Genomic DNA, 1,290 nt, shown 5'->3' with positions numbered 1-1,290 from the left:
ATTAAAAAGACTAAGCAGCCATCGAGATTCGATATTCTATCGGAGCTCGATGGTTGAGTCGTTTTTGGAAACGTTTATAGTTATAAAAGTAAATATATTCTTCAATTGCTTGTATTAAATCCGCTTCTGTTTTAAAATGATTCAAATACAACATCTCCGATTTAAAATGGGAGAAAAATGACTCGATACAGGCATTATCATGGCAGTTTCCTTTGCGAGAGTGGCTGCCAATGATACCTAAATCTAAAAGTCGTTTGTTGTAGGCATGAGATGTGTACTGGAACCCCTGATCTGAATGGAGAATGGTTCCACGCACATCTCTTTTTTGTGCCAACATTTCAATTGTATCTAATACAAGTTCATTATCATTACGCTTGGAAATTTTCCAAGAAACAACTTCGTTATTATAAATATCTTGTACAACAGAAAGATAGCGGAAGCCCTCTTGAAATCGTAGGTAGGTAATGTCTGTAACAAGCGCTTCATTTTGTTGGCGATCTTTGAATTCACGGTTTAAAACATTTGGAAAAGTATTAGAATAATTCCCTTTAAAGAAGCGACGCTTCTTTCGAATAATAGACTGAATGTTAAGCTCACTCATTAATCGATATACCTTTTTGTGATTTATAAAATATCCCTCTTCTTCTAAAGCGATTTTCATACGTGGATATCCATATTCTTTGTGCTTTACGTGAATAGATTGAATTACCTTTTTTAATCGTTTATCGGATTCTAGTCGCATGTTGTTCATACTTTTTGTATGAACCCACTTATAGTAACTTGAGCGATGTACACCCGCAAATTTAGTAAGCCATATAACAGGATATTTTCTCTTTAGTAATTCAATGATATGATATCGTTCTTTATATTTTAGTACGCCCCCATTTACAGATTTGGATACTGCTTTTTTAAATATTCAACCTGAGCCTTATAGTAATCACGCTCTTCTTCAACAGTTTTAAAATGGATCCGTTTGCCTTTTAAAGGGTTCGGTATACCTTTCGTTTTATTATTTTCCCCGCGAGTATCTGTAATTTCACCACGTTCTTTATATTTTTTCACCCAATTTTTAAGTTGTGTAGAGCTTCTAATCTGATATTTTTTCGCTATCATATCGTAGCTTCCCTCACCGTTTAAATAACTTTGAACAGCTGATAACTTTATCTCATTTGAGTATGTATTAAATGTTGTACCTTTTTTCGCCATGAAAAATCCCCTCCACGTAATAGTGTAACATCCATGTGTATACATGGTCTTTTTCACACTGTCTACCTAAAGGGGATAATATCA

Annotated in this window: 2 protein-coding genes; both read right to left on the bottom strand. The window is 34.2% G+C overall.

The window, feature by feature from the left end; all coding sequences use genetic code 11:
• Positions 1–10 precede the first annotated feature (10 nt).
• Positions 11–847: an IS3 family transposase gene (locus tag PDQ33_RS28860; protein WP_230305710.1), complete on the bottom strand. Its 837-nt coding sequence runs from the start codon at positions 845–847 to the stop codon at positions 11–13.
• Between the two features lie 38 nt (positions 848–885).
• Positions 886–1,206: a helix-turn-helix domain-containing protein gene (locus PDQ33_RS28855; RefSeq protein WP_001074673.1), complete on the bottom strand. Its 321-nt coding sequence runs from the start codon at positions 1,204–1,206 to the stop codon at positions 886–888.
• Positions 1,207–1,290 lie beyond the last annotated feature (84 nt).

Source organism: Bacillus cereus group sp. Bc031, assembly GCF_027716265.1.
Classification (GTDB): domain Bacteria; phylum Bacillota; class Bacilli; order Bacillales; family Bacillaceae_G; genus Bacillus_A; species Bacillus_A paranthracis.
This window is presented reverse-complemented; position numbering and strand designations above follow the sequence as displayed.

Bases quoted from the DNA above. Each gene is read 5' to 3' on its own strand.
- PDQ33_RS28855 (WP_001074673.1), bottom strand. From the start codon at position 1,206: ATGGCGAAAAAAGGTACAACATTTAATACATACTCAAATGAGATAAAG.